Below are 26,725 nucleotides of genomic sequence, written 5' to 3'. Positions count from 1 at the left end.
ATCCGGCGAAGTACCTGCCCGAACTGCAGAAGATCAACTACAAGGGCGTGACCGGCAACATCGTGTTCGACCCGAAGGGCGACATCAAGGACGGCACGCTGACGCTCTACACCTACAAGGGTGGCAAGCGCGAACAGGTTGCTGTCGTCAAGTAAGCTTTCCTGCCTCTCGAAAGCCCGGTCCGAGGACCGGGCTTTTTTACGCCGCCTGGTCTTTGGCGCGGGCGATGCAGAGTGCAAAGGGCAATAAAAAAGCGCCCTTCCGGGCGCTTGATCTGCAGCTGGAATGGCGTTGCTTATTTTTGCGACAGGATCCACTTCACCAGCGTGCGGGACTCGGCCTCGCTGACCTGGGCATTCGCCGGCATCGGCACCGCGCCCCAGACTCCCGCGCCACCCTTGATGACTTTCTGGACCAGCTTGTCCTCGGCATCCTTCTGTCCCGCGTATTTCGCAGCGATGTCCTTGTAGGAAGGACCAACCACCTTGTTACCCATCGCGTGGCATGCCATGCAATTCTTCGCTTTCGCCAGATCCGCATTCGCCAGCGCAGCGTTCGAAACCAAAGCACCTGCCGCCAACAACACCAACAAAGAAGCTTTCATTCATATCTCCAGTTGAAAAAGCCGCACCATTTTACTGCGTTTCATTTCGGATCATGTAATGCAGAACCAGTAATGCGTATTGATGCAAACGCAGCATCGGGAAAACGGGTTGACGGCATCGGTTGACCGTTACACTCTTTCGCAATATCCTGCAGGAAAGGACTCCGCCATGCCGATCATCATTGCCATTGTTTTATTATCCGCCCTCCGTTACTTCGAGATCGGACCATTCGCCGAACTGTCATGGTGGTGGATCGCCGGCCTGCTGCTGGTGGCATTCGTCTGGTTCGAATTCATCGAGCGCATGCTCGGACTCGACAAGCGCAAGGCAAACAGGCAGCAGGACAAGGCACGCCAGGAACGCATCGACAAAGCGTTCAAAAAGTAAAAGCCGGGGCGGATTCGCAGCCAGCAGGCAAATAAAAAGGGGCGCTTCTGCGCCCCTTTCGTCTTGCTGACTTGCAGCCTGCCTATCCGTTGCGCATCAGCGCTTGAGCTGCGCCAGATCGCGTACTGCGCCGCGGTCGGCCGATGTGGCCAGCGCCGCATAAGCCTGCAAGGCTTGCGACACCACGCGCTCGCGGTTCTCCGGCTTCCAGGCCTTGTCGCCCTTCGCTTCCATCGCGGCGCGGCGCTGCGCCAGTTCGGCATCGCTGATGGCGAGATGGATGCGGCGCTCGGGGATGTCGATCTCGATGGTGTCGCCGTCATTGACGAGACCGATCGCGCCGCCTTCCGCAGCTTCCGGCGAAGCGTGGCCGATCACCAGGCCCGACGAGCCGCCGGAGAAGCGGCCATCGGTGAACAGCGCGCACTTCTTGCCGAGCCCCTTGGACTTGATGTACGAAGTCGGATACAGCATCTCCTGCATGCCAGGGCCGCCCTTCGGACCCTCATAGCGAATGATGACGACTTCGCCTTCCTTGACTACGTCTCCGAGAATCGCTTCGACGGCCGCGTCCTGGCTCTCAAACACGCGCGCCTTGCCAGTGAACTTCAGAATGCTTTCATCGACCCCAGCGGTCTTGACGATGCAGCCCTTTTCGGCGATGTTCCCGTACAGAACCGCAAGGCCGCCATCCTTGGAATACGCATGCTCCAGGTCGCGGATGCAGCCGTGCGCCCGGTCGTCATCGAGCTTGTCGAAACGCTTGTCCTGGGAGAATGCAACCTGGGTCGGCACGCCGCCCGGCGCGGCCAGGAAGCGCTGCTGCACCGCGGCGTCCTTGTTCAACATGATGTCGTGCTTGGCGATCGACTCGGCCATGGTCTTGCTGTGCACGGTCGGCACCGAGGTGTCGAGCAGGCCGGCGCGATCAAGCTCGCCGAGAATGGCGACGATGCCGCCGGCGCGATGCACGTCCTCGATATGGTAATCCTGCGTCGCCGGCGCCACCTTGCACAGGCAGGGCACCTTGCGCGAGATGCGGTCGATGTCGGCCATGGTGAAATCGACGCCGGCTTCCTGCGCCGCGGCCAGCAGGTGCAGCACGGTGTTGGTGGAACCGCCCATCGACACATCCAGCGCCATCGCATTCTCGAACGCGGTCTTGGTGGCGATGTTGCGCGGCAGGGCCGAGGCGTCGTCCTGTTCGTAGTAGCGCTTGGCAAGCTCGACCACCAGGCGGCCGGCTTTCAGGAACAGTTCCTTGCGGTCGGCGTGGGTGGCGACGATGGTGCCGTTCCCGGGCAGCGAAAGGCCCAGCGCTTCGGTCAGGCAGTTCATCGAGTTCGCGGTGAACATGCCGGAGCAGGAGCCGCAGGTCGGGCAGGCCGAGCGTTCGATGTTGGCGACCTGGGCATCCGATACCTTCGGATCGCCGGCCTGGATCATGGCATCAATCAGGTCGACCTTGATGATTTTCTGGGTGCCTTCCTGCTTGCCGTGCAGCGCTTCGATAACCTTGCCGGCTTCCATCGGACCGCCGGAGACGAACACCACCGGAATGTTCAGGCGCATCGCGGCCATCAGCATGCCGGGCGTGATCTTGTCGCAGTTGGAAATGCAGACCATCGCGTCGGCGCAATGGGCATTGACCATGTACTCGACCGAATCGGCGATCAGTTCGCGCGAAGGCAGCGAATACAGCATGCCTCCGTGACCCATGGCGATGCCGTCGTCGACCGCGATCGTATTGAATTCCTTGGCGACGCCACCCGCCGCTTCGATTTCGCGCGCCACCATCTGCCCCAGATCCTTCAGGTGCACGTGGCCGGGCACGAATTGGGTGAAGGAATTGACCACGGCGATGATCGGTTTTTCAAAGTCGCCGTCCTTCATGCCGGTGGCGCGCCAGAGAGCGCGTGCGCCGGCCATGTTGCGGCCGTGGGTGGTGGTGCGGGAACGGTACTGAGGCATGCTCGTCTCCAATATTGCAAAAAGGCAGCTCGCTTCTCCCAAGTGAAGTCTTTGACTATCGAAGTCACGGACTCTCGCAAGGAAGCGCGGCAGGGACCGCTAGAGTGCCTTGCCCACATGCGCGTGTCAAATATATGATTCATTCCTCATTGAGTCGAATTGCATATGAATATCGAACTGCGCCAGTTGCGCTATTTCATCGCCGTGGCCGAGGAAAACCACTTCGGCCGGGCCGCCGCCCGCCTGCACATGACGCAGCCGCCGCTGTCCCAGACGATACAGGCGCTGGAAGCGGCCCTTGGCACGTCCCTGTTCGAACGGACCCGGCGCAGCGTCGCCCTGACGCCGGCCGGAGAGGCGCTGCTGCCCGAAGCGCGCCGCATCCTGCAGCAGACTGCCGCCCTGCCCGACCTGGCGCGGCGCGCAGCATCCGGCGAATCCGGCATGCTGTCGCTGTCCTTTGTCTCCACCGCAGACTACAGCGTGCTGCCGCCCTTGCTGCGGGAATTCCGCGAGCGTCATCCGCAGGTACATATCGACCTGCGCGAAGCGACTACCGATGTGCAAGTGGAAGACCTGATGCAGGGCCGCATCGATGCCGGGCTGCTGATTCCGCCCCTGCATGACAAGGCGCGCCTGGAACTGGACTATCTCGCCGTATTTTCGGAGCCGCTGGTACTGGCGGCCCCGCAAGGGCTGCGAAGCCTTCGCCAACGCAAGACCATCCATTTGCAGGAGGTCGCGGATATGCCCCTGATCATCTTTCCAAGGCGTATTGCACCGGCTTTCCACGATGCCATTCTTGGATGTTTCCGTGATGTAGGATTGACACCCCGCATCGGGCAGGAAGCGATACAGATGCAAACTATCGTTGGCCTGGTGTCGGCCGGCATGGGCATTGCTCTTGTGCCACAATCCGTGTCGAACCTGCAACGCCCCGGGGTGGAATACCATCGGCTGTCCGAGAAAGCCGTGTCGATCGAGACCGGGCTTGCATGGCGCCGCGACAATCGGTCCCCGGTCCTGCGGACCTTCCTTGAACTCCTGCGAAGAAAGAAATAGATGCTGACACACCCGCTTCCCGACCCGATCGCATTTTCCATCGGACCGCTGTCCGTTCACTGGTATGGATTGATGTATCTAGCGGCATTCGTGCAATTCCTGGTGCTGGGCCGCATGCGCGCGCGCCAGCCGCACATGGCCGCGGCCGGATGGAAGCCTGAAAACCTGGACGACATGCTGTTCTACGGCGTGCTCGGCGTCATCATCGGCGGGCGGCTCGGCGAAGTGCTGTTCTACCAGCCCGGCTACTACCTTTCGAATCCGTTGCAGATCTTCGCCGTCTGGAAAGGCGGCATGTCCTTCCATGGCGGCTTCATCGGCGTGCTGCTGGCGATGGCGCTGTGGGCGCGGAAAACGGGCCGCAGCACCGTGGCGGTGTACGACTTCATCGCGCCGATGGTGCCCCTCGGCTATGCCGCCGGCCGGATCGGCAACTTCATCAATGCGGAGCTCCCCGGCCGTCCCGCAGACCCGTCGCTGCCCTGGGCCATGATCTGGCCCAACGTCGATGCCATTCCGCGCCATCCCTCGCCGATCTACCAGGCGCTGGTGGATGGGCTGCTGCTGTTCATCATCGTGTGGATCTATGCGCGAAAGCAGCGTCCTCCGCTGGCGGTCGGCGCCCTGTTTGTCGGCGGGTACGGTGTCGCGCGCTTCTGCACCGAGTATTTCCGCACGCCCGACTATGAGGTTCACTTTGCCGGGCTGACCATTTCCGCCGGCCAGATGCTGTCACTGCCGATGGTGGCATTCGGCATCGTCGCCCTGTTCATCACCTATCGCAGGCACCGCGCCTGAACGCACATGTCGGACATTCGCATTGAACGGGACGGCCAGCTCGCCCGGGTCTGGCTGTCAAATCCCGGCAAGCTCAACGCGGTCGACGTCGCCATGTGGAAAAGGCTGCGCGAGGTCTTTAGCGAGGCATCCGCCGACGACACGCTGCGCTGCATCGTGGTCGGCGGCGAGGACGGCAACTTTGCCGCCGGTGCCGACATCGAGGAATTTGCCGCCATTCGCGGCACGCTCGAACAAGGCGTCGAATACCATACCGAACTCATCGGCAAGGCACTGACGGCGATTGCCGAATGCCGGCATCCCACCATTGCCGCAATCGAGGGCGTCTGCGTCGGCGGCGGGCTGGAGATCGCCTCGGCCTGCGATATTCGCATCGCGTCGCCGCAGGCGCGCTTCGGCATTCCGATCAACCGCCTCGGTTTTGCTCTCGCGCCGGGAGAAATGCAGCACCTGCTGAACCTGATCGGCAAGGCAGCGGCACTGGAAATCCTGCTCGAGGGACGCGTCTTCGACGCCGCGGAAGCGAAGGAAAAGGGCCTGATCAGCCGGCTAGCCGAAGACGTTCCCGCCGCCGCGATGGAAGCGGCGCGCCGCATCGCACAAGGTGCCCCGCTCGCCGCTCGCATGAACAAGGTGCTGGCGCGCAGGCTGTCGTCGCCGGTCCCGCTCAGCGAACAGGAGATGCAAGCCGCGTTTGCCCTGCTCGATTCACAGGACTACCGCGAGGGCATCGCGAGCTTCCTCGAAAAACGCAAACCCGATTTCAAAGGACTATGACAATAATGAACGCCAACCTGTATGCCCTTTTCGAGAGCCGCTTTCCGGACGACCGCACTGCCTGCTGCATCGAGACGCATGAAGGCCTGTACTATTCATGGAACGACATCGACCGCGCCAGCGCGAAGATGGCCAACCTGCTCAAGGGGCTGAAGCTGGAAAAGGGTGCACGCGTCGCGGTCCAGGTGGAGAAGTCGCCGGAAGCGCTGATCCTGTATCTGGCCACGGTTCGCGCCGGCTACGTGTACCTGCCGCTGAACATCGCGTATCGCGCCGCGGAAATGGCTTACTTCATCGACAATGCCCAGCCCGAGGTAGTCGTATGCTCGCCGCAGAACTTCGGCTGGATTTCGCAGATTGCATTTGCCAGCGGGACGAAGCATGTCTTCACGCTGGGCGACGATCGCACCGGGTCGCTGCTGGTGCGCGCCGCGCTGCAGTCGAGCAGCTTCGAAACGGTGGACAGCGCACCTGGCGATCTGGCCGCCATCCTCTACACCTCGGGCACGACCGGCCGCAGCAAGGGAGCGATGCTGAGCCATGAAAACCTGAGCTCGAATGCGCTGGTCCTGCAGGAAGCCTGGCGCTGGCAGCCGGGCGACGTGCTGCTGCATGCGCTGCCGCTGTTCCATGTGCATGGCCTGTTCGTGGCTTCGCATGGCGCGCTGCTCAATGGCAGCAAGATGATTTTCCTTCCGCGCTTCGACACCGCCGAAGTGCTGCGCTGCCTGCCGCGCGCAAGCGTCTTCATGGGCGTGCCGACCTACTATGTCCGGCTGGTCGCCGAGCCAAGCTTCGACAAGGATCTATGCGCCAACATGCGGTTGTTTGTCTCGGGCTCCGCGCCCCTGCTGACGGATACCTTCAACCAGTTCAGGGAACGCACCGGACATACGATCCTGGAACGCTACGGCATGAGCGAGACCGCAATGCTGGTATCGAACCCGTATGACGGCGAGCGCATCGGCGGCACGGTGGGACTGCCCCTGCCGGGCGTATCGGTGCGCGTGGTCAAGGGCGATGGCACGCCATGCGGCGTGGACGAGGTCGGCGACATCCAGGTAAAAGGCCCGAATGTCTTTTCCGGCTACTGGCGCATGCCGGAAAAGACGGCGGAAGAATTTACCGCCGACGGCTACTTCAAGACCGGCGATGTCGGCCGTTTCGATGCGCGCGGTTACCTCAGCATCCTCGGCCGCAGCAAGGACCTGATCATTTCCGGCGGCTACAACGTCTATCCGAAGGAAGTGGAATCCTTCATCGATGAAATGGAAGGCGTGGTGGAATCGGCGGTCATCGGCATTCCGCATCCCGATTTCGGCGAGGCCGTCACCGCGGTCGTGGTCACCAAGACCGACAATGCGCTCACCGAGCAAGACATCATCAATGAACTGAAATCGAAGATCGCGAACTTCAAGGTGCCCAAGCGTGTGGTTTTCGTCCATGACCTGCCGCGCAACACCATGGGTAAGGTGCAGAAAAATATGCTGCGCGACCAGTTCAGGGACGGCTGATCAGATCGAGCGGGCCGGGCGCAGCGCCACTGCGGCATGCGCCCGTTTAGCCTGGGCAAATGCTCAGTCGAAGGCCTTGTAGAGCATGTAGGCCGCCAGTACATACAGAATGATGGCGAACACTCTCTTGAGCGATTTCACCGGCAGCTTGTGCGCGGTCCTTGCGCCCAGCGGCGCCGTCGTCACGCTCGCCAGGGAAATCACCAGCAATGCCGGCAGATAGATGTAGCCCAGCGAGCCGCTCGGCAGATCGGGTTCGTTGAGGCCATAGTAGATGTTCGACAGAGTGCCGGCGAGCGCGATCGGAAAGCCCAAGGCGGCGCTGGTGGCTACCGCGTTATGAATCTTCACGTTGCACCAGGTCATGAAAGGCACGGAAACGAAGCCGCCTCCCGCCCCGACCAGTCCCGCCAGCACGCCAATGACGCCTCCCGCTGCGAACATTCCCGGAGGCTTGGGCAAGTCGCGCGATGCGGCAGGCTTCTTGTCGAGCAGCATCTGGGTGGCGGAAAAGGCTACGAAGATAGCGAACGACATCGCCAGCGCCTCGGAGTCCAGCTGTGCGCCTATCCATGGCCCTATCCACGAACCGATCAGGATGCCCGGCGCCAGCAGCTTGACTACGTTCCACAGCACTGCGCCGCGCGCATGATGCGCACGCACCGATGAGATGGATGTGAACATGATGGTGGCCAGCGAGGTCGCAATCGCCATATGGACGATATGCTCCTCCGGAAAATTCCTTGCGGTGAGCACCATGGTCATGAACGGCACCAGCAGCATGCCGCCGCCAATGCCCAGCAAGCCGGCAGCGTAACCCACTGCCGCCCCAAGCGCCAGCAACGCCGCAATCAGCGAAATGTCCATCCGGTTCTTTCTAATTATTTTGAAATGCGGTCGATGATACACCGCCACTCGAAAGCGGATACGGGAGTGATGGAAAGCCGGTTGCCGCGCTTGAGGATCTGCATCTCGGCGAGGTCGGGAAGACTCCGCATTTCCGGCAGCGCCATCAGCCGCGTCTTGCGGGTGGCTCGCACATCGACCAGCAGCCAGCGCGGATTTTCCGGGCTGGACTTCGGGTCGTGATATTTGCTGGCTGGATCGAACTGGGTCGGGTCCGGATATGGCGTGCTGGCCACTTCCGCCAATCCCGCAATGCCCGGTTCCGCGCAGCTCGAGTGATAGAACAGCACGCCGTCGCCGATGCGCATCGCATCGCGCATGAAGTTGCGTGCCTGATAATTGCGAACGCCTACCCACGGCACCAAGCCGCCGGGTGCGGCCAGGGCGTCATCGATGCTCACCTCATCGGGTTCGGATTTCATCAACCAGTATTGCTTGTTCATCTCTCGCAGATCAGTGGCACCACACGAACGCGTCATGCCGCCAACGACTGTCGGAAGCAGCGAACAAATGCGACGCGCACAAAAAAGCGGCTGCATCTTCATGCAGCCGCCTCGGTATTAAGCCCCGCCTGTGCCGTCTTTGCCGGCATCCCGAACCTAGCGGTTCAAGGTGGTCACAGTTAGCTCAATTTCGGGTTCATCGGACTAGCGACGATCACGCCCATCGAACGAAATTCCGCAACCTATGCTCATAAATGGTTCAAGGAATATATGGCAATCGCGAACACGGCAGGAGATTTAAGTTTACTCGAATCGAGCCTGCTGTCAAAGGTTTGAATGAAAATATTCCTGATGTTTTTATGGAACTAAAACAGAGTTTCCTGCGGCGCAAGCGCTGCATCGAGCACCGTATGCATCGCGGCAATTTTCTGCTTGACATCGGCCACTGTCATGTCGGCAAAAGGTCCCTCTTCGGTTTTCGTCGTGAGGAACTCGGCTGCAATACCAAGCGCGGCCATGACCGCGATGCGGTCTGTGCCCTTGATCTTGCCTGCGTCGCGGATCATGCACATTTTCTGATCGAGGTAATCGACCGCCTGCCGCAATGCGGTTTCTTCGCCTTCCCTGCATGCCAGCTTGTACGGCTGGCCCATGATGGTAACGTCGACCTGGATCACGCTGTCTCCTCGTTGGCTTCATCAGCAGCCGGAATCTGCTCCAGCAGCGCGGAGACACGCTGATATGCTTCCTCGATGCGCCTGGAGAGATCGGCATTCTCGGCCGTCGCCGCAGCAAGCGATGCGCGCAGCTCGGCGTTTTCACGACGCAGCGATCCGGTCAGCTCCGCAAGCTGCTCGATTTTTTCAGAAAGTTGATGAAATTCGGAAATCATTCCGCAACTATAGTAGGCTTGACGAATTTCAGTCAATAGATTCAATTACTTGGAGTTCCTTTTTAAGGACATTCCTGAATTCTCTGCCTTCGCAAGGCACGATAAGACCGTTTCGCATCCGGTCGGGTCCTGTTTGGCCTCCTTGCCTCTTCCGATGCCGGTTCATAAAATGCATTGCATGGGGCGGTAGCTCAGCTGGGAGAGCGTCGCGTTCGCAATGCGAAGGTCGGGAGTTCGATCCTCCTCCGCTCCACACGAATCATCCGCTTCCCGCCGCGTTTTTCAATACCGGCGCACTTCAGGCTACACTTGCCACATTTCATGCGAAGTACCCGACCGATGCCATTGCACCGGCAGGCATGAAATCAAGTGCAAGTGTCGCCAGGAGAGTTCATGTTTAAAGATTTGAGTATTCAGAAAAAGCTCTATGCCGGATTCGGCGCCATCGTTGCACTGCTTCTTGTACTTCTTCTCACCGCCTTCTACAACTTTACCCAGCTGACCACGGCCAACCGCTGGGATCGGCATACCTTGCAGCTTCTGCTGCAAAGCAACGGACTCGAAGCGGACGTCCGCGATATACAGGCGCAGTTCCGCGGCTATGTCCTGACGGGAAACGAAAAATCGCTCCAGTCAGTCGGTGAAAGCGAAAACGCGATGCGTGCGCACCTTGCGCAGTTGAAGACTCTGTCGGCAGACAATCCCGTGCAGCAGGATCGCCTGCGAAAGATTGAGCCCCTGCTCAACAATTGGCTGAAAAACATCGTTCAGCCGATGATTGACAAGCGACGGAACATGCCATCAGCGCCAGGGGCGCTGGATCAGCTTTCGCGCGACCCCCTGATCATTACCGGCTTTACGGATGTGGCCACGGTGCATGAGTTGCTGTCCGAATTCAATGCGGAAGAAAATCGCCTGCTGACGGAGCGTGCGTCGCAGGCAAACGACGCGCGCCAAAACATGCTGCTGCTTCTGACGCTCGGCGGACTCTCCGCGGTGCTGATAGCGCTGCTGATCGCCGTCTCCCTGGCGCGCTCCATCCTGCGGCCGCTTGGCCACCTCACCGCGGCGCTGAGCCGCATGGCTGGCGGCGATCCGTCGGCACGCGCCGACGTCCTCAGCCGGGATGACCTGGGTCAGGTCACTGCCCAATTCAATCTGATGGCGCAAACCCTCCAGGACACGCAGGCGCGCGAAAGGCAGTCGACCGATGAACTGAAACGCAAGGTCGACCTGCTGCTGGACGTGGTGTCGCGCGCGACCAGCGGCGACCTGACCGGCCGCGTGACGGTCAGCGGCGACGATGCCATCGGCCGCCTGGGAACCGGACTGGCGACCATGTTCGACAATTTGCGCCTGTTGCTCGATCGGGTACAGAAGGCCGGCATCCAGGTCGCCACTTCCACCACCGAAATTGCAGCTTCCGCCCGCCAGCAGGAATCGACCGGCGTCGAGCAGGCGCAAACCAGCATTGAAGTGCTGAGCACAACCAAGGAGATTTCCGCCAACACCGCGCAACTTGTCAAGGCGATGCAGGAAGTCAATCAGGTTGCCGAAGATACAACATCCGCCACGTCCGACGCGCTCGGCAACCTTCGCCGCATGGACCACAGCATGCAACGCATGGTCAGCGCGACCGACTCCATCAACGCCAAACTGGCCGCGTTGTCGGAGAAGGCAAGCAACATCAACGCGGTCCTTACGACCATCACCAAGGTTGCCGATCAAACCAATATCCTCTCCCTCAATGCCGCAATCGAAGCCGAGAAAGCCGGAGAAGCCGGCCGCGGGTTTTCGGTCGTGGCCACGGAAATCCGCCGCCTGGCCGATCAGACATCGGTCGCGACCTGGGACATCGAGCAGATGCTCAAGGAGATGCAGTCCGCGGTATCGGCCAGCGTGATGGGCATGGACAAATTTTCCGAAGATATCCGGCGCAGCGTCGAAGAGGCCCGCCAGGTCAGCGACGGGCTGACGGTGGTGGTGGAGCAGGTGCAGAAGCTGCCGCCCCGGTTCGACATGGTGCTCGAAGGCATGCAGTCGCAGGCGGTGGGCGCCTCGCAGATCAGCGAAACGATGACGCAGTTGAACGATGCCACGCAGCAGGCGGTCGATGCATTGAAGGCCACCAGCGAAGCCGTACAGCAATTGCAGTATGCGGCGAAGGACCTGCAGGCCGGCGTGTCGAGCTTTGCGGTCAACATTTAGAGTCCGGCATGCACGAAAGCGCCGGCACGACACGCCCGCCGGAGCTCGGTCAACCACAAAACCATCGATAAAGGCGTCATGCAGTTTCTGATTTTCCATCTCGACAAGGACCGCTATGCGTTGGCCGCTGCCGGTCTCGTGCGCGTGTTGCCGCTGATGGAACTGAAGTCCTTGCCGCAGGCGCCCTCTTTCGTGGCCGGCCTGATGAATCTTCATGGGCAGTCCGTTCCGGTGATCGATCTGTGCCGGCTGGCTTGCGGGCGTGAACACGCCGCCCGCTTCGACACCCGCATCCTGCTGATCGAATATGCACGGCGCGACGGGCATGTGCACCGGCCGCTCCATCTGCTGGGCCTGATTGCGGAAGGCGTGGAAGGAATGGCATCCATCGATCCGGCGCAACTGCGCGACGCCGGCGTTGCCAATGAAAGTGCTCCCTACCTTGGGAAGGTGGTCACTCACGGCGAGCGCATCGTGCAAGTCATTACCCCGGAACATCTGCTCACCGACGACGTGCGCGCCGTCCTGTTCCCCGACAGCGGAGACGCGGCCACATGATGCATGCCCTGTACAACCGCCTGAGGCTGGAGACCGGAATGACGCTTGCGCGGGACGCAATCGATCATGCCGTGCGCCGCCGCATGCGCGAGATTGGCAATGGCGAGCCGAGCGCATACGCGCTTCGCGCACTGAGCGACGAGCAGGAATTGTCGGCGCTGATCGATCAGGTCGTGGTGCCGGAAACCTGGTTCTTTCGCGATGCCGACGCATTTGCCGCGGCGACGGCATTCACTGCGCAGCTGATTCGCAAGGGCCGCCGTCCGGTGCGGCTGCTAAGCGTACCCTGCGCCACCGGGGAAGAACCGTTTTCGATGGCGATTTCCCTGGCCGAGGCAGGCATCGCACCCGACGAGGCGATTCTCGATGCAATCGATGTGAGCCGGGGTGCAATCGAACGCGCCCGGCGCGGCGTGTATTACCGCAATGCGTTCCGCACCAGGGACCTGGCGTTCCGCGACACCTATTTTCGCCGGCTCGACCGCGGCGATCATGGCCACCAGGCCTATGAACTGCGCGAGGAAATCCGCAGCGCGGTACGTTTTCGCTGCGCCAGCCTCTTCAGGCTGGAGGAGACGGCGCAGGCGGAAAAGTACGACATCATCTTCTGTCGCAATCTCCTGATTTATTTCGATGAAGCCACGCAGCGCAATGCCGCGGCCAAACTAAGGGCACTGCTGCGCGACGACGGCCTGCTGCTATCCGGCTACGCGGAAACCAACGCCTTCATTCAGTTCGGCTTCGCCGCGGCGCCGTTCCCCAAGGCGTTTGCACTGACCAAGGCAGCGTCGGCCCCTGCATCGGGAGCTACTGCAACGGCTGCGGCAGCGCGGGCGATTCCGCCGATGCGCAATGCACGGAAACATTCGTCCCCGCCATCGTCACCGCCACGCCCCCCGCGCACTCCAGGCGAGCTCCATGCCGCCCCGTCGTCGGCGAAACCGCATGCCGGCCTCGAAGAGGGCCTGCGCCGCGCCCGTGAAACAGCCGACGCCGGGAAACACCAGGAGGCCGAGGAACTCTACAGGCAATGCCTGCGGACGGCATCCGACTGCGCCGAGGCTTATTTCATGCTGGGACTGCTCCTCGATCAGCAGCGCAAAGACGCGGCGGCGGCCGAACACCTGCGGCGCGCGGTCTATCTCGACCCCGACCATTACGAAGCCTTGTGCCATCTCGCCCTGCTCGCCGAGCGGGATGGCGATGCGGCAGCTGCCAGGCAGCTGAAGCAACGGGCCGATCGCGTGTTTCAGCGCCAGTCCGGCGTGCGAGGCAAACCATGAACGATCACGCCATGAACAATCCGCATGCGGATTGCTGGAACCGCATCGGCGTGCGCGGCGACCATAGCTGCGAACTGTTGGGCGAACACGGCCACTGTCGCCATTGCGGGGTGTATTCGTCCGCCGCTGCCCAGGTCATGCAACGGCCGCTGTCGCAAGCCTATCTGCAGGAATGGGCCGACATCTTTGCCCGGCCGCAGGAGGAGGACAGACGCTCCGACCAGTCGGCCCTGATATTTCGCATCGGCAGCGAGTGGCTCGCCTTGCCGACACGCCTCGCGCTGGCGGTAGCGGATCCGCGGGCACCGCATCGACTGCCCCACAGGAGCGCGGGCCCGTTGCTGGGCGTCGTCGGCATACAGGGACGCATCTATCCCTGCATGTCGCTCGCCGCGCTGCTCGGCATTGCGGACGAGGAGCCGGCGGCCCAACCCGGCCAGCGGGTCTACCCGCGCCTGTTGCTGATGCAGTTCGGCCGGCAGGCATTCGCCCTGCCGGTGGACGACTTGCAAGGCATGCACCGCCATGCTTCCAATCAGCTGCGGCCGCTGCCGGCGACGCTGGCCGAGTCGCGGCACCGCTACATGCGCGGCCTGCTTGTTCTCGATGAACGGCGCATCGGCTGCCTCGATGAAGAACTGATCGGCCACCAGCTTAACGGAGCACTGCGATGACCGGCGGCACGAACGACGACTACAGCGGCATGTCGCTGGTGGCGCTGTTTCGCAGCGAGGCCGAGGGACAGGTGCAGGTAATGACGTCGGGCCTGCTCGCACTCGACCGCTATCCGGAAGACAAGGCAACTCTCGATGTCTTGATGCGGGCTGCCCATTCTCTCAAGGGGGCGGCCCGCATTGTTAATCTCGAAGCGGTCGAGCGGCTCGCGCACGTGATGGAAGACTGCTTCGTCGGCGCGCAGAAAGGCCGGCTGCGGCTGAACCAGGCAAGGCTGGACCGCCTGCTTGCCGCCGTCGACCTTATTTCCCGCATTGCATCCCTGAGCGAGGACGAAGCGCCTGGCTGGCTGGAGCAGAACAAGCTCCACATTGGCGGCCTTCTCGTCAACCTGTACGAAGCGGCGGACCCGGAAAAACTGAACGACGCCGCCGCGCCTCCTGCCCCTGCTCCGCCATCGCCATCGGCGCAGCCCGCTCCCCCCGCACCGTCACGAGCAAGCTTGAACGTTGGCGAAGTCGGCACCCTGCCGGCGGCAGCGATCTCCCAGGACAGTGGACCTGCGGCCCCGTCCGGCGCAGCGCAGCCCTGGCCCGATCCGGACCCGGCAGCAACCGCGGACGAGCAGTTCATGAAAGTCAATGCCCGCCGCTTCGACCGCCTGCTATCGCTGGCAGGCGAGTCGCGGGTTGCGGCGCATGCGCTGCGCCCCAACCTGCAAGCCATGCAGCGCCTGAAGAAGCAGCAACAGGACATGAGCGCGGCCTTCGACCTGTTCAGCGAAGCGCTGCCGCTATCCGACATGGATGAGCTGGCACGGGAACGATGGCTTGCCGTGCACCAGCGCATCAAGCCGCTGCGCCAGGCGCTGGTGGAGCAGCTCGCCGAGCTGGAAGCCTATGAGCGCCGGCTGCTCGGGGGTTCCCAGGCGATGCTGGATGAAGTTCTCGGGTTGCGCATGCGCCCCTTCCGCGACGGTGTGAGCGCATTTCCGCGCATGGTGCGGGATCTCGGACGCAGCCTGGGCAAGGAGGTCCGGCTCGAAATTTCCGGACTCGACACGATGGTCGACAGGGATATCCTGGCGCGCATGGAAAGCCCTCTTAACCAGATCCTGCGCAACGCGATTGATCACGGCATGGAAACGCCGGAGGCGCGCCTTGCAGCCGGCAAGCCGGCGCAAGGCGTCATCCGGCTCGAGGCAAGGCATAGCGCCGGCATGCTGACCGTGGTAGTCAGCGATGACGGCCAGGGTGTGGATCTCGAAAGGATCCGCGGCAAGATAATCGAGCGGCGCATGGCGAATGAAACGATGGCTGCGGCGTTAAGCGCCGCGGAACTGCTCGAGTTCCTGCTGCTGCCGGCATTCAGCCTGCGCGACACTGCGGGCCAGGTATCGGGGCGCGGTGTGGGCCTCGATGTGGTCCAGGTAACCGTGAGACAACTCAACGGCACGGTACGCCTGGAAAGCGAACCCGGCAGGGGCTTCCGCACCACGATCACCCTGCCGCTGTCGCAATCGATTGTGCGCGCGATCGTCATCGATATAGGCGGCGAAGCCTATGCCGTGCCGGTGACCAAGATCGACCGCATCATGCGAGTGGCCCGCGAAGACATCCATCTTCTTGAAGACAAGCAGTTTTTCACCCTCGGCAACGAACATGTCGGCCTGGTATCGGCCGCGCAGCTGCTGGAAGTCGGAAACGGCAGCATGGCGGATGGCCTGCTGCCGGTGGTCGTCATCGGTTCGCAGCAGCAGCGGCATGCGCTGGCGGTCGACGCGATACGCGGGGAAGCCAGCCTTGCCGTACAGCCGATCGAGGGCATGTTCGGCAAGATGAAATCGGTGTCGGCGGCTGCACTGCTTGACGATGGGTCTCCAGTGCTCATTCTCGACATCGACGACGTGATGACGGGCATCGCCCGGCTTGCGCAGGCGGGCACGCTGCGCCGTCTCGAAGGCCTGCAGGAGAAAGCCCGTTCCGCGGCCAGGCGCGTGCTCGTGGTGGACGACTCGCTCACGGTGCGCGAGGTGGAACGCAAGCTGCTGGTTTCGCGCGGCTATGATGTCGATGTCGCGGTGGATGGCATGGACGGCTGGAACGCAGTGCGCAGCCAGCGCTACGATCTCGTCATTACCGATGTCGACATGCCGCGCATGGACGGCATCGAACTGGTCGTGCTGATCAAGAAGGATGAACAGCTTAGGCGCATCCCGGTGATGATCGTGTCCTACAAGGACCGGCCGGAAGACCGCGCGCGCGGCATCGAGGCCGGCGCCGACTACTACCTGGCCAAGGGCAGTTTTCACGACGAGACGCTGATCGACGCGGTGATCGACCTGATCGGAGAGAGCGCATGAAGATCGCCATCGTCAACGACGTGGTGCTGATCGGCGAGGCGCTGCGCAGGATGATCACGCAGAACGCCGAGCACCAGGTGATCTGGGTGGCGCGCGACGGCGAACAGGCTCTCCAGTTCTGCCGGCAGGCCCGCCCCGACCTGATCCTGATGGACCTGCTGATGCCGGGCATGGATGGAGTGGAAACCACGCGCCGCATCATGCAGGAAACGCCCTGCGCCATCCTGCTTGTCACCGCGTCGCCGGAGGACACCACCGGCCTGGTGTTCCGCGCGCTCGGCGCCGGCGCGCTCGACGTCACCGCTACGCCCGTGATCACCGGCAAGCCGGGCACGGACAGTGCGCTGCTTGCCAAGATACGGACAATAGGCAAGCTGATCGCGGCCGAGACGACTTCTTCCGCGAGAGCGGTGCCCATGGAGCGGACTTTGCCGGACGCTCATATCGAGCCCCGGACCCTGGTCGCCATCGGTTCGTCCACCGGAGGGCCGGTTGCGCTTGCACAAATCCTCGGACGCTGGAATCCGCCGGAAGACTGCTCCCTGGTCATCGTGCAGCACATCGACGAGAACTTCACGGACAGCTTCGCCAAATGGCTTGGAGAACAAGTCAAGCGGCCGATCACGGTGATCGAGCCGCAGATGCGGCTCGAACGGGGCCGCATCTACATGGCCAAGACCAATGACCATCTCGTCATGGACAGCAGTCACAAGCTGAACTACAGCGCCCATCCGCGCGACTATCCCTACCGGCCCTCGGTGGACGTTTTTTTCCGTTGCGTGGCACGGCACTGGCAAGGACCCGCCATCGGCATCCTGCTGACCGGAATGGGCCGCGACGGCGCACAGGGCCTGCTGGCCATGCGCCGCTCGGGCATGCTGACCATCACGCAGGATCAGGCCAGCAGCGCGGTGTACGGCATGCCGCGCGCCGCCGCGGAGATCGGCGCGGCCGAACTGGTGCTGCCGCTGGAAAAGATCGCCGGCATGCTGGAGCAGCGCGCGGGCCGACGCGGCGAATGATACAAACATCGATGGCGGGGGCTCGGCAACCTGTCGATCGATGAACCCGGCGCTCGCCGGCATGCCGGCGTCCCAGATGGATTCCTGTATTCAAGCCGCCTCGATCAGGACCAGGTAGCCATCCGCCGTAATTGACCCAAACTTGACGGCCTTGTCGGGAAAGAGCGCCTGCATCGCACTGCGGAACCGTCCGTGCAATGCATCGTTGCCATGTTCTTTGCCATCGAGGCCTGCGGGCGAGTCGCACAGGTAATCGAGTATCCAGACTTCGTCTTTGAATACAACGACACGGTCGCACAGCAGCGATTCGCCCGCATCGATGATTTCAAGCGAATTGCGGGCAAACACAAAGTGCTTAGGATTGAAGTAGCGTTCCAGCGACGAAACGGAAAGTATGCGCTCGGCCCGTGCATGCACCGCCATTGCCGCGGCAGGCGCACAGCCCAGCCAATCCGGAAGATGCTCTGGCGGCGGCACCCGGACAGGCCATTGAGGCACTTCGGTCAGCCGCTGCATCAGGGAACTCAACGTCCTTGCTTCTTCGGTCATACTGCGAAGCCGGATGCCGACTTGTCTCGCGGGTCGCTCCGTAACCGGCTCCGGATCGAACACGGACAGCAGGAACTCTTCCGCATTTCCGGATCCGCCGCTCCCTGTTGCAATGGCAGGACCTGTATCGATTTCCGGCACAAATCCAAACCGGTGGTACCAACTCCCTTCATTGCAACCGTCTGCCATCGCGCCGCGCGCGGCGGCCACGCCGCTGACTATGAGTATTTCGCTGGCGCGCGTCGCGGCAACATACAGCAGGTTCCAGTCTTCCTGGCGGCGTTGCCGGTCTTCTTCGGCAAACATGGCGTCGCGTGCGGCGCCGCGTTCATCGACGCGGCCGTAGCAGGAGAAGTGGTCGGGAGAGTCCGCATCCAGGGGCCAGCGGCACAGGATGCCTGCATCATCCCGCGCCGGTTCGCTGTGATTGGCATCGACCAATGCAACGACAGGCGCTTCCAGGCCCTTGGCGCCGTGTATCGTGAAAATCCTGACCGCATCGAGCGCGCTGTCGACCGCGGCTTCCACGGGCCCCTCGGATTCGGTTCCCTGCTGCTGCAGGCGCAAGCTGTCGAGGAATCGCGGCAGGCTGGGATAGTTTCCCGCATTGAATTGCAGGCCAAATTCGATGAATGCCTCGATGTTGCCGATCACCTGGGAGCGCAACGCCGGATGCGCAGCCTGCGCATAGCGCTGCACCAGTTTTCCCTGGTGGACGATCCGGTCCAGCAATTCATGCAATGGCAGCCGGGCGGCGTCTTCAAGCCAGCCGCCCAGCAGCACGGCGGCCCGCCGCAGCGCAGGAGACGCGCCGGCGCGGTCGTTAGCGGCACATGCACGGAGCCGCGGCCACCAGTAACGCCGCGGGTCTGCCTCGCTTCGCGCAAGATGAATCAGATCCTGGTCGGTAGCGCCGAAGATCGGCGATTTCAGCGCGTGCGCCAGCGCCCGGCTATCGCCGGGCATCGTCAGAAAACCGAGCAGCGCGATCAGGTCGGCTGCTTCCAGCGATGCGAGAAGGCCGCCTCGCCGGTCGGACAGGAAAGGAATCCCGGCCATGCGGAATGCGTTTTCATAGGCGCCGATGTGCGTGCGTCGCCTTACCAGCACCATTGCGTCCGACCAGCGCACCGGGCCGCCGGTGCGCTGTGCCGTGCTCTGCAGCGCGGCACGGATGGCTTCGGCCACCGCCCCGCCCTCGTCGAGCCGACGCAGGTCTTCATCCTCCTGCGGCCCATCGGCCAGCGGGTCGCGCAAAGCCGGAATCCAAAATGAAGATGAGGACGGCGCTGAAGAAGCGGCACTGCTTCCCGCCAGCGGCAGTCGCCACACGGCGCCGCCCTGGCCGCGCAGCGTGGTATGCGGGGCATGAATCGGATTGGCCGCAAACACGGCATTCAGGACGTCGATGATCTCGCCAGCATTGCGTCGCGTCTGGCTGGTGCGCAGGACATCGGCGCCGCGCTGCGCCAGCATGCCGCGCGCAGCATCGAAGACGCGCGGCTCCGCGCGCCGGAAGCGGTAAATGGATTGCTTCGGATCGCCCACAATGAACACGCTCGGTGGCTCTGCATCGCCACCGTAGGCCTCGAGCCAGGTCCGCAGGATGCACCACTGCATCGGATTGGTATCCTGGAATTCATCGAGCAGGATGTGGCGATAGCGGGCATCGAGCCGGCTCTGCAGATGCGCGGCATGATCCTCGTGGGTCAGCAACCGGTAGGCATGCCATTCGAGGTCGCTGAAGTCGAGCACCCGTCGCTCCGCCTTCACCGCCTGGTAATGCGCAAGATAAGCCGATCCGACTTCGAACAGGCGTACGTTCATTGCCAGCACGCGGGGTTCCGCGCCGCGCCGCTCCAGCGCAAGCAGCTCGCGTGCGATCGCGGCGAACTCATCCCGAAAGACGGTGGTGCCATCCGTACCGAAGCGCTCCTGCAGCGCAAGCTGCAGGCTGGCGCTGCGCAGATCGTTGCCGCGCGGCTGCCGCCTTTCGTCGCAAAACTGCGCGAGCAGCCGGTTGAAGTTTGCGGGTGACGCACTTCCCGAGAGCGCCTCGGCGATGGCTTCCGCCCGTTCCCTGTTGCGTTTGCCGCCGGCGGAAAGAATCCGGGTCACGTCAAGAATCCGGGCCAGCAGTGCATGGTCGCGCCACAGGTCCTGGCGTGCGTCGTCCGTGCCGTCCCTGCCGCATAACTCGCGCAGCCAGATGAGAGGGCGAGATGCATGGGAAGTGTCTGAAGTGTCTGAAGCATCCTCGCCGTCGAAAGCATCGAAGGCATCGAAATTGCCGCAGGCAGCCCACCATTCGGCGCGCTTGTCGATGAAGGCATCGAGCAGCCGCTTCGCGCCGCGGTCGCCGGCCAGGTCGTACAGGGAATATAGCGACTGCCGCAGCCTGGCGTGCTTGGACTGGTCGAGTGACTGCATGAACCTGAGATGCGCTTCCCTGCGCAGCTCGCCAGTTTTCTCCGTCAGCGTAAAGGCATTCGGCACGCCCGACGCCAGCGGCGCCGCCCGCAGCAACATGGCGAACCAGCTGTGGAAGGTGTCGATGGACAGGCCTGCCGGACTGGCCAGTATCCGCGCGTAGAGTTTGCGGGCGACCGGTAGCAGCGCAGGCAGATGCGCCGCGTCGATGCCGCGCTCGATCAGCAGCGCGCCCGCCCGGTCGGGGGGCTGCAATGCAAGCTCGCGCAGCAGCTGCACCAGCCGCTCGCGCATTTCGCGCGCCGCCTTGCGGGTGAAGGTAATGGCCAGCAGTTCCGACGGTTCGGCTCCGGCCAGCAGCAGGCGCAGCATCCGGGACACCAGCAGCCAGGTTTTGCCGCTTCCCGCGCAGGCTTCGACCACCGCCGTGCGAGCCGGGTCGCAGGCGCGCTCGATGAATACCCGGGCGCTGACGGCTGCGCCGTTGACTTCATGGGAGTGCGCGGCCAATGGCATGCCCGGCATCCCGGCCGCACTCACCATGTTCCCTTCCGGCACAAGCCGCGCACGTCGCAGTGAATGCAGATGCGCTCGACGCCCGTCGCAGGCAACGGCGCGCCGGCACCGATGGCTTGCAAACTACTGACGATCCTGCGCTCCAGCTGTTCCTGCCATTCGATGAAATGTTCCGCGGCCGCGTCACCCGTCCTGTTCCTGCTCGGCTCGAGCGCTACGAGATGCCCGGAGCTTACCGGCGCCTCCGACAGCACGGCGCAGAACGCAAGGCGGTGATCATCGCCCTCTCGCAGCGTTTCCCGCAGCGCCTGCACGCCTTGCGCCTTGTAATCGAGGATGGCGCGCGATCCGTCCGGGTGTTCATCGATGCGGTCGACGCGGCCGCGCAGGAGGATCTGGCCACCTTCCCACTCCAGCACTCTTTCCAGCATCTGTTCGCCGAGCGCAAACCTCCAGCCGCTGGCCTCGCGCTCGTCGGCCCATTCCAGGTAGGCGGGAATGGCCTTTTGCCAGCGCGCGTAATACCCCAGCACCAGGGCGCCGGGAGCAGCCGCCCCGGGTACCAGCGCATCGCGGAAGACCTGGTCGGTAATATCGCGCAGGAGGCGCTCCCGCACCGCGATGTCAACCGGATTGTCGCGAATCGACTCGTGATAGGCCTTGAGGATCGCGTGCAGCCAGCCGCCGTAATCCCGCTTCTCCGGCAGTTCGGTCAATTCCTCCAGGCTGGCCAGCCCGAGCATGCGGGTCGCGAAGAATTGGTAGGGACAGGCCACGAGACTGTTGTAGGCGGTTGCGGAAAGCACGCCCGGCAGCAGCTCCGGCGCGGACGGCGATGGCTTGCGCGGCGGGCTTGCGCGCAGCCGCCGCTCCTGAAAGGCAACGTGGTGCGCAGGCAACCCGGATCTTCCATTCTGCTCAAGCACAAGCCGCAGGCGCTCGATCCAGGGACTCGCGGCATTGGGTTCGCCGTCGCGGACCGCCTGCCAGCATAGAACCACCTCGGGATTGGCATTCAGCAGCTCGGCGAATTCGCGCAGTTGCATGCGCTGCCGCACCTCGCGTGAGCTCAAGCCCAGTTCCCGCCGCACGTGACCCGCAAAGGCCGGCGCTCTTTCCGCAAGCAACGGCAAGTGGGCCGCGTCGGCACCGAGCATGACGACCGCATCGAAACGCCGCAGCGGCGTGCCGCTTAGGGGCAGCATGACCACGCAGCAATCGCCATCATCCTCGATGCAGGAAGTCGATTCGAACTGCGTGCCGAGCATGGCCCGCCACTCCGCAAACCCGAACTTGGTCCGGTCGCTTCCGCCTTGGTACGCAAGTCCGTCGAGCAGCGCCAGCAACTGCCCGTCGGCTCTCCCTGCTTTCCGGGCCTCCAGAGCCTGCGCGGCTTCCATTCCGCCGCGCAGGCCGAGTTCGCGCAGCGCGCTCTCCGTCAGCCGCGCCCATCCGTTCAGGGATTTCCGGCCTGAGAACCGCCAGGCCTGGCCGGCGATACGCAAGAGCAACATGCGGGCTCCGGGCGCGCCGGACTCCCTGGCCACCGCAGCGAGCACCGGGTTCCAGCCTCCCGGCACGTTGGCGCGCCGGAGGGCGAGCTCTATCTGCATCACGCACTCGGCCTTGCCGGGCAAGTCTTCGCACAAGCCCGGGCACTTGAGCAGGTCAAGCAAGGCCGGCGTGCCGGCACGGGTGGCCACCACATCCAGCAACGCCGCGAGCATCGCCGCCGGGCGGGTGGCGGACAATTTTCGTTCAGTCTGATCGGCAACGACGATTCCCGCCCGTGCCAGCAGCGCCCGCAGCCTCCGTGCCGCCGCCGGGTCCTGTGCGATGACTGCGATCCGCTTCCTGCCTTCGCTCAGCCACTTGAGCACGGTCTGTGCCGCATGCTGCGCCTCGTCTTCGAGGCTTCGCGCGGCATGCAGGAACACGGCGGCGGAAGGATCCATTCCGGCATTGGCGTCGGCACTGGCTGTTGCGGCACCGTGCTCGCCTTCATTTTCGTCGAGCACTTCCGGCCAGGCCGCGGCGTATGCGGAGGCAAGCGATCGCGGCTGCCATTCGGGCACGACGGACAAGACCGGACAGCGCCGGGCATAAGCCTCGAGAAATGCGTCGTGCAAAGGCTGTGGCTGGCCGTTGCCGATCCAGACCAGCGGCGCGTCGGCTGCGGCTGCGAGGCGTCTCAGTCGGGCCAGGCGGATCGCTGCTGGATCGTCGCCGTCGAACTGACCCTGCCAGAGCGTCCAGACCAGCCGCGCCTCATCGGAAAGAATGCCTTGCGCAGGCAGGGGCAACTGCTGCAGCACCGTCCGCCATTGGGTGGCAGCGGCATCCGCATCGACCCGCATCAACGGCAGCATGGCTTCGCTCAACTCGTCGCACAGGTTGAGCAGGGAATGTGCGACGGGCAGCAGGTCGGTATTGCGCTTCGCGTGAAAGAGCTTTTTCAACCATGGATGGGCGCGCATTTGCGCATACAGCGCCATCAGGCGCTCGATCCGCATGGTTGACGGGCCAGCCTGTCTTCGGCCGCCCCCGAATGACGGCTGCAACGACTGCGCCAGCCACGCGTCCGGTGTGGTAATGCGCGGCGCAATGAAGCTGCGCCCCAGGTGCGCGGCAAGCGCCGCCTTGAGCATTTGCGCATGCTCGGGGCGGGGCACCACCACCCTTATGCCGGAGAGCTGCCCGGCTCCCTCCCCGGCATGGCCCGCGTTGCGAACGATGTCATGTTCCACCAATGCGGATGCGATCCGGCTCCAGCAGTCGCTGGAGGGTGGAACAGGCAAGGGCGGATAGAGCATGATGGGCATGGAACGTTCGGGCCAGTCGTAATTCAAAGACAGTCATATAGACAGTGCAAATGCAGTATTGCTCCATTGGCAGGGCATGGCACGGCGCCCTTTGCCGGCATGCGACAAAAATGCCTGCCCCCGCATGTCCGGGAGAAAAAAGACCGTGCCTACACTTTTAGCGAAAATCGGTTATGATTTACCCAACTTCCCGCCGCACTACGTCTTGCGCCGCCTTCATCGGCTTGAAATCATGCAATGACGTCTCCACTTGCTTATTGCAATTCCGGACATCGTAGTCAACGGGATCGGGCAAGAACAATCAGCTGCAGGCGTCTGTCTGATTCAAACCTTTGAACCTCTTCCGAGGAAACCATGAGCGAAAATATCAAATACATTACCGATGCATCTTTCGATTCGGACGTACTCAAGTCCGACAAGCCCGTTCTCGTCGATTTCTGGGCGGAATGGTGCGGCCCTTGCAAGATGATCGCCCCGATCCTGGAAGAAGTCGCCAAGGAATACGACGGCAAGATACAAATCGCGAAAATGGATGTTGACGCCAACCAGGCTGTTCCGGCACAGTTCGGTATCCGCGGCATCCCGACTCTCATCCTGTTCAAGAACGGCGCACCGGCAGCCCAGAAAGTTGGCGCCATGGCAAAAGGCCAGCTGACTTCGTTCATCGACAGCAACATCTGATCGTTATGCGGCGGTGCGTTCGTACCGCCGCTCCGCTTTGCGTCGATTGCATTCGCTTTTATATTAACAAGTAAACATCCTCGCAGTTCCCTCCCCCACCTTTGATCTCCCATCCCGGGATACCCACTATGCATTTATCTGAACTCAAGGCGCTCCACGTCTCGGCTCTGCTGGACATGGCCATCGGTCTCGAAATCGACAACGCCGCCCGCCTGCGCAAGCAGGAACTGATGTTTGCCATCCTGAAGAAGCGCGCCAAGTCCGGCGAGCAGATCTTCGGCGACGGCGCCCTCGAAGTGCTGCCGGACGGCTTCGGCTTCCTGCGCTCGCCCGATGCGAGCTACATGGCGTCGACCGACGACATCTATATTTCCCCTTCGCAAATCCGCCGCTTCAACCTGCACACCGGCGACTCGATCGAAGGCGAAGTTCGCACTCCGAAGGACGGTGAGCGCTATTTTGCATTGGTGAAGGTGGACAAGGTCAACGGCGAACCGCCGGAAGCCTCGAAGCACCGCATCCTGTTCGAAAACCTGACGCCGCTGCATCCAAACAAGCTGCTGCATCTCGAACGCGAAATGCGCGGCGAAGAAAACATTACCGGCCGCATCATCGACATGATCGCGCCGATCGGCCGCGGCCAGCGCGGCCTGCTGGTGGCATCGCCGAAATCCGGCAAGTCCGTGATGCTGCAGCATATCGCGCATGCAATCACGACCAATCATCCGGATACCGCGCTGATCGTGCTGCTGATCGACGAACGCCCAGAGGAAGTTACCGAGATGCAGCGCTCCGTGCGCGGCGAAGTGGTCGCCTCCACCTTCGACGAACCGGCAACCCGCCACGTGCAGGTTGCCGAAATGGTGCTGGAGAAGGCAAAGCGCCTGGTCGAGATGAAGCGCGACGTGGTCATCCTGCTCGACTCGATCACCCGCCTGGCCCGCGCATACAACACCGTAATCCCGGCTTCCGGCAAGGTGCTGACCGGCGGCGTCGACGCCAACGCGCTGCAGCGTCCGAAGCGCTTTTTCGGCGCGGCCCGCAATGTCGAGGAAGGCGGCTCGCTGACCATCATCGCAACCGCCCTGATCGAAACCGGCAGCCGCATGGACGACGTGATTTACGAGGAATTCAAGGGCACCGGCAACATGGAAGTCCACCTCGAACGCCGCCTGGCGGAGAAGCGCGTCTATCCTTCAATCAACCTGAACAAGTCGGGTACCCGTCGCGAGGAACTGCTGATCAAGCCGGACCAGCTGCAGAAGATCTGGGTGCTGCGCAAGCTGCTGTACGGCATGGACGAAATCGAGGCGATGGAATTCATCCTCGACAAGATGAAGTCCACCAAGAACAACTTGGAGTTCTTCGACATGATGCGCCGCGGCGGCAGCTGATCGGCCCTTCGCCCGACATGCTTTTGCGTTCGGGCGCAATGAAGACAAGAAAGACGCATGCATGGCATGCGTCTTTTACTTTTTGATCTGATGTCAGCTCTTATCTGCCGGCCTTCGATGTCGAGCGCAATTGTCTTTCCGCATCGTTAATCCGTGAGAGACATGCCGCTTGCCGTGGTTTCAACTGGGGATCGCGCACCTGTCCTACTGCCCGTTTCGCCTGCTCCAGGTAATGCCGCAGAAAGCGGCTCGTCGGTTCGATGAACGGCGCACCGCAAATCTCATCGATGCTTAGAAATACTTGGCTCCCTGCCAGTTTGAGGACGCCTTCCGGGTTCTTCAACAGCGCATGGGCCAACGATATCTTGAGGTCGGAGGCGGAGCCGGCATCGGCCTCCTGCGCCAGTCCTGCGGCGACGTCGAGCCAGTCAGCCTGGCCGGATCGTATCCGGCGCATGACTCCATCCCAGGCATTCGGGTTCGGCTGGGCATTCAATCGACCAATGACTTGCAGTGGGCCTATGTCGCGAATTTCGGCGAGCAGCGTCGCGGCATCAGGTGCTGCCGGTGACGACATGGCGTGGCCGGAAACGAACAAAAAGAAGAAGATCGCGAGCCTTGCGGTATCCCCAGGACCCTTGCCGGAATAGCCGCGCGCCCACACTCCGTCTTTCCGGCGAAGCTGCCCGGTACGTTGACTGTATTGCCAGACCATTGCCAAGCCTCCATTCAAAAAACTGAAAGGCTAGTCAGGAATTGGCAACATTACAACAATGATATTGCTTTCAAAACAACTTCCCTGAAATGAACGGGCGGCTTCCGGCGCAAACAAGTTTGCTTGTATAATCACCGGTTTTTCACCCCAGGCAA

The 26,725-nt window shown here is 62.5% G+C and carries 22 protein-coding genes, 1 tRNA gene, 1 other RNA gene and 1 pseudogene; 15 read left to right on the top strand and 10 right to left on the bottom strand.

The features are described from left to right. Window positions 1–155, top strand: a pseudogene (locus tag RY831_RS06280) (branched-chain amino acid ABC transporter substrate-binding protein); the annotation flags it as partial. Window positions 156–295: 140 nt separating this feature from the next. Here the strand turns inward: RY831_RS06280 and RY831_RS06275 are convergent. Further along, the gene (locus RY831_RS06275; protein ID WP_326505459.1) at window positions 296–604 is read right to left on the bottom strand and encodes a c-type cytochrome; all 309 of its coding nucleotides are present in this window, start codon (window positions 602–604) and stop codon (window positions 296–298) included. Window positions 605–773: 169 nt separating this feature from the next. On the opposite strand from RY831_RS06275, the gene RY831_RS06270 reads away from it, so the two are divergent. Then, complete coding sequence (locus tag RY831_RS06270) at window positions 774–992, top strand: TIGR04438 family Trp-rich protein (RefSeq protein ID WP_326505458.1); 219 nt, start codon at window positions 774–776, stop codon at window positions 990–992. 96 nt (window positions 993–1,088) lie between these two features. Here the strand turns inward: RY831_RS06270 and ilvD are convergent, their stop codons facing one another. After that, window positions 1,089–2,963 carry a dihydroxy-acid dehydratase gene (ilvD, locus tag RY831_RS06265; RefSeq protein WP_326505457.1) on the bottom strand — a complete coding sequence of 625 codons (1,875 nt, stop codon included), beginning with the start codon at window positions 2,961–2,963 and terminating at the stop codon, window positions 1,089–1,091. Between the two features lie 165 nt (window positions 2,964–3,128). Here ilvD and RY831_RS06260 point away from each other — a divergent pair, with 165 nt between their 5' ends. From RY831_RS06260 to RY831_RS06245, 4 genes are read left to right on the top strand one after another with little or no spacing between them, the layout of a single operon-like run. Further along, window positions 3,129–4,025 carry a LysR family transcriptional regulator gene (locus RY831_RS06260; RefSeq protein ID WP_326505456.1) on the top strand — a complete coding sequence of 299 codons (897 nt, stop codon included), beginning with the start codon at window positions 3,129–3,131 and terminating at the stop codon, window positions 4,023–4,025. After that, window positions 4,026–4,823, top strand: a complete 798-nt coding sequence (gene lgt / locus RY831_RS06255; RefSeq protein ID WP_326505455.1) for a prolipoprotein diacylglyceryl transferase — start codon at window positions 4,026–4,028, stop codon at window positions 4,821–4,823. A gap of 6 nt (window positions 4,824–4,829) precedes the next feature. Next, a complete protein-coding gene (locus RY831_RS06250; RefSeq protein WP_326505454.1) occupies window positions 4,830–5,600 on the top strand; it encodes an enoyl-CoA hydratase/isomerase family protein in 771 nt (256 codons plus the stop codon). Window positions 5,601–5,605: 5 nt separating this feature from the next. Beyond that, window positions 5,606–7,114, top strand: a complete 1,509-nt coding sequence (locus tag RY831_RS06245) for a malonate--CoA ligase (protein WP_326505453.1) — start codon at window positions 5,606–5,608, stop codon at window positions 7,112–7,114. A 63-nt stretch (window positions 7,115–7,177) separates the two neighbouring features. Here the strand turns inward: RY831_RS06245 and RY831_RS06240 are convergent, their stop codons facing one another. From RY831_RS06240 to RY831_RS06220, 5 genes are all read right to left on the bottom strand, one after another. Beyond that, entirely contained in the window at window positions 7,178–7,981 is an 804-nt protein-coding gene (locus RY831_RS06240) for a sulfite exporter TauE/SafE family protein (RefSeq protein WP_326505452.1), read from the bottom strand. 14 nt (window positions 7,982–7,995) lie between these two features. Continuing rightward, window positions 7,996–8,442, bottom strand: coding sequence for an EVE domain-containing protein (locus RY831_RS06235; RefSeq protein WP_326505451.1), 447 nt, complete (start codon window positions 8,440–8,442; stop codon window positions 7,996–7,998). Window positions 8,443–8,580: 138 nt separating this feature from the next. Beyond that, a non-coding RNA gene (ssrS, locus tag RY831_RS06230) (6S RNA) lies at window positions 8,581–8,761 on the bottom strand. Between the two features lie 67 nt (window positions 8,762–8,828). Next, on the bottom strand, window positions 8,829–9,140 hold the full coding sequence (locus RY831_RS06225) for a cell division protein ZapA (RefSeq protein WP_326505450.1): 312 nt from the start codon (window positions 9,138–9,140) through the stop codon (window positions 8,829–8,831). Then, complete coding sequence (locus RY831_RS06220; protein ID WP_437126226.1) at window positions 9,137–9,400, bottom strand: DUF904 domain-containing protein; 264 nt, start codon at window positions 9,398–9,400, stop codon at window positions 9,137–9,139. Before RY831_RS06220 ends, RY831_RS06225 begins: the two co-directional genes overlap by 4 nt. A gap of 135 nt (window positions 9,401–9,535) precedes the next feature. Between RY831_RS06220 and RY831_RS06215 the strand changes: the two genes are divergently transcribed. The 7 genes from RY831_RS06215 to cheB all read left to right on the top strand — a co-directional run bounded on the left by RY831_RS06215 (window position 9,536) and on the right by cheB (window position 17,463). Next, window positions 9,536–9,608: transfer RNA gene (locus tag RY831_RS06215), tRNA-Ala, on the top strand. 140 nt (window positions 9,609–9,748) lie between these two features. Beyond that, entirely contained in the window at window positions 9,749–11,563 is a 1,815-nt protein-coding gene (locus RY831_RS06210) for a methyl-accepting chemotaxis protein (protein ID WP_326505449.1), read from the top strand. A 78-nt stretch (window positions 11,564–11,641) separates the two neighbouring features. Beyond that, window positions 11,642–12,121 (top strand): chemotaxis protein CheW, encoded by a 480-nt coding sequence (locus RY831_RS06205; RefSeq protein ID WP_326505448.1) that lies wholly within the window; start codon window positions 11,642–11,644, stop codon window positions 12,119–12,121. Further along, window positions 12,118–13,404: a CheR family methyltransferase gene (locus tag RY831_RS06200; protein ID WP_326505447.1), complete on the top strand. Its 1,287-nt coding sequence runs from the start codon at window positions 12,118–12,120 to the stop codon at window positions 13,402–13,404. Before RY831_RS06205 ends, RY831_RS06200 begins: the two co-directional genes overlap by 4 nt. Continuing rightward, complete coding sequence (locus RY831_RS06195) at window positions 13,401–14,078, top strand: chemotaxis protein CheW (RefSeq protein WP_326505446.1); 678 nt, start codon at window positions 13,401–13,403, stop codon at window positions 14,076–14,078. The genes RY831_RS06200 and RY831_RS06195 overlap by 4 nt, the downstream gene beginning before the upstream one ends. Beyond that, the gene (locus tag RY831_RS06190; protein ID WP_326505445.1) at window positions 14,075–16,441 is read left to right on the top strand and encodes a hybrid sensor histidine kinase/response regulator; all 2,367 of its coding nucleotides are present in this window, start codon (window positions 14,075–14,077) and stop codon (window positions 16,439–16,441) included. Before RY831_RS06195 ends, RY831_RS06190 begins: the two co-directional genes overlap by 4 nt. Beyond that, window positions 16,438–17,463 carry a chemotaxis-specific protein-glutamate methyltransferase CheB gene (gene cheB / locus RY831_RS06185; RefSeq protein WP_326505444.1) on the top strand — a complete coding sequence of 342 codons (1,026 nt, stop codon included), beginning with the start codon at window positions 16,438–16,440 and terminating at the stop codon, window positions 17,461–17,463. Before RY831_RS06190 ends, cheB begins: the two co-directional genes overlap by 4 nt. Before the next feature lie 90 nt (window positions 17,464–17,553). Here the strand turns inward: cheB and RY831_RS06180 are convergent, their stop codons facing one another. Both RY831_RS06180 and RY831_RS06175 read right to left on the bottom strand, forming a co-directional pair. Then, window positions 17,554–20,985, bottom strand: coding sequence for a UvrD-helicase domain-containing protein (locus RY831_RS06180; protein WP_326505443.1), 3,432 nt, complete (start codon window positions 20,983–20,985; stop codon window positions 17,554–17,556). Next, window positions 20,979–23,780: a PD-(D/E)XK nuclease family protein gene (locus RY831_RS06175; RefSeq protein WP_326505442.1), complete on the bottom strand. Its 2,802-nt coding sequence runs from the start codon at window positions 23,778–23,780 to the stop codon at window positions 20,979–20,981. The genes RY831_RS06180 and RY831_RS06175 overlap by 7 nt, the downstream gene beginning before the upstream one ends. A gap of 354 nt (window positions 23,781–24,134) precedes the next feature. Between RY831_RS06175 and trxA the strand changes: the two genes are divergently transcribed. Together trxA and rho are read left to right on the top strand one after the other, a co-directional pair. After that, window positions 24,135–24,461 (top strand): thioredoxin TrxA, encoded by a 327-nt coding sequence (gene trxA, locus RY831_RS06170; protein ID WP_326505441.1) that lies wholly within the window; start codon window positions 24,135–24,137, stop codon window positions 24,459–24,461. Between the two features lie 128 nt (window positions 24,462–24,589). Next, window positions 24,590–25,855 (top strand): transcription termination factor Rho, encoded by a 1,266-nt coding sequence (gene rho, locus RY831_RS06165; protein WP_326505440.1) that lies wholly within the window; start codon window positions 24,590–24,592, stop codon window positions 25,853–25,855. A 100-nt stretch (window positions 25,856–25,955) separates the two neighbouring features. Here the strand turns inward: rho and RY831_RS06160 are convergent, their stop codons facing one another. Continuing rightward, a complete protein-coding gene (locus RY831_RS06160; protein WP_326505439.1) occupies window positions 25,956–26,570 on the bottom strand; it encodes a hypothetical protein in 615 nt (204 codons plus the stop codon). Window positions 26,571–26,725 lie beyond the last annotated feature (155 nt).

Source organism: Noviherbaspirillum album, from assembly GCF_035916955.1.
GTDB classification, from domain to species: Bacteria; Pseudomonadota; Gammaproteobacteria; order Burkholderiales; family Burkholderiaceae_D; genus Noviherbaspirillum; species Noviherbaspirillum album.
Note: the sequence above shows the minus strand (reverse complement) of the source record. Positions and strands in the feature narration are given on the sequence as shown.

Coding starts and splice junctions, on each gene's coding strand:
- RY831_RS06275 (WP_326505459.1), bottom strand. CDS start 604: ATGAAAGCTTCTTTGTTGGTGTTGTTGGCGGCAGGTGCTTTGGTTTCG.
- RY831_RS06270 (WP_326505458.1), top strand. CDS start 774: ATGCCGATCATCATTGCCATTGTTTTATTATCCGCCCTCCGTTACTTC.
- ilvD (WP_326505457.1), bottom strand. CDS start 2,963: ATGCCTCAGTACCGTTCCCGCACCACCACCCACGGCCGCAACATGGCC.
- RY831_RS06260 (WP_326505456.1), top strand. CDS start 3,129: ATGAATATCGAACTGCGCCAGTTGCGCTATTTCATCGCCGTGGCCGAG.
- lgt (WP_326505455.1), top strand. CDS start 4,026: ATGCTGACACACCCGCTTCCCGACCCGATCGCATTTTCCATCGGACCG.
- RY831_RS06250 (WP_326505454.1), top strand. CDS start 4,830: ATGTCGGACATTCGCATTGAACGGGACGGCCAGCTCGCCCGGGTCTGG.
- RY831_RS06245 (WP_326505453.1), top strand. CDS start 5,606: ATGAACGCCAACCTGTATGCCCTTTTCGAGAGCCGCTTTCCGGACGAC.
- RY831_RS06240 (WP_326505452.1), bottom strand. CDS start 7,981: ATGGACATTTCGCTGATTGCGGCGTTGCTGGCGCTTGGGGCGGCAGTG.
- RY831_RS06235 (WP_326505451.1), bottom strand. CDS start 8,442: ATGAAATCCGAACCCGATGAGGTGAGCATCGATGACGCCCTGGCCGCA.
- RY831_RS06210 (WP_326505449.1), top strand. CDS start 9,749: ATGTTTAAAGATTTGAGTATTCAGAAAAAGCTCTATGCCGGATTCGGC.
- RY831_RS06205 (WP_326505448.1), top strand. CDS start 11,642: ATGCAGTTTCTGATTTTCCATCTCGACAAGGACCGCTATGCGTTGGCC.
- RY831_RS06200 (WP_326505447.1), top strand. CDS start 12,118: ATGATGCATGCCCTGTACAACCGCCTGAGGCTGGAGACCGGAATGACG.
- RY831_RS06195 (WP_326505446.1), top strand. CDS start 13,401: ATGAACGATCACGCCATGAACAATCCGCATGCGGATTGCTGGAACCGC.
- RY831_RS06190 (WP_326505445.1), top strand. CDS start 14,075: ATGACCGGCGGCACGAACGACGACTACAGCGGCATGTCGCTGGTGGCG.
- cheB (WP_326505444.1), top strand. CDS start 16,438: ATGAAGATCGCCATCGTCAACGACGTGGTGCTGATCGGCGAGGCGCTG.
- RY831_RS06180 (WP_326505443.1), bottom strand. CDS start 20,985: ATGGTGAGTGCGGCCGGGATGCCGGGCATGCCATTGGCCGCGCACTCC.
- RY831_RS06175 (WP_326505442.1), bottom strand. CDS start 23,780: ATGCCCATCATGCTCTATCCGCCCTTGCCTGTTCCACCCTCCAGCGAC.
- trxA (WP_326505441.1), top strand. CDS start 24,135: ATGAGCGAAAATATCAAATACATTACCGATGCATCTTTCGATTCGGAC.
- rho (WP_326505440.1), top strand. CDS start 24,590: ATGCATTTATCTGAACTCAAGGCGCTCCACGTCTCGGCTCTGCTGGAC.
- RY831_RS06160 (WP_326505439.1), bottom strand. CDS start 26,570: ATGGTCTGGCAATACAGTCAACGTACCGGGCAGCTTCGCCGGAAAGAC.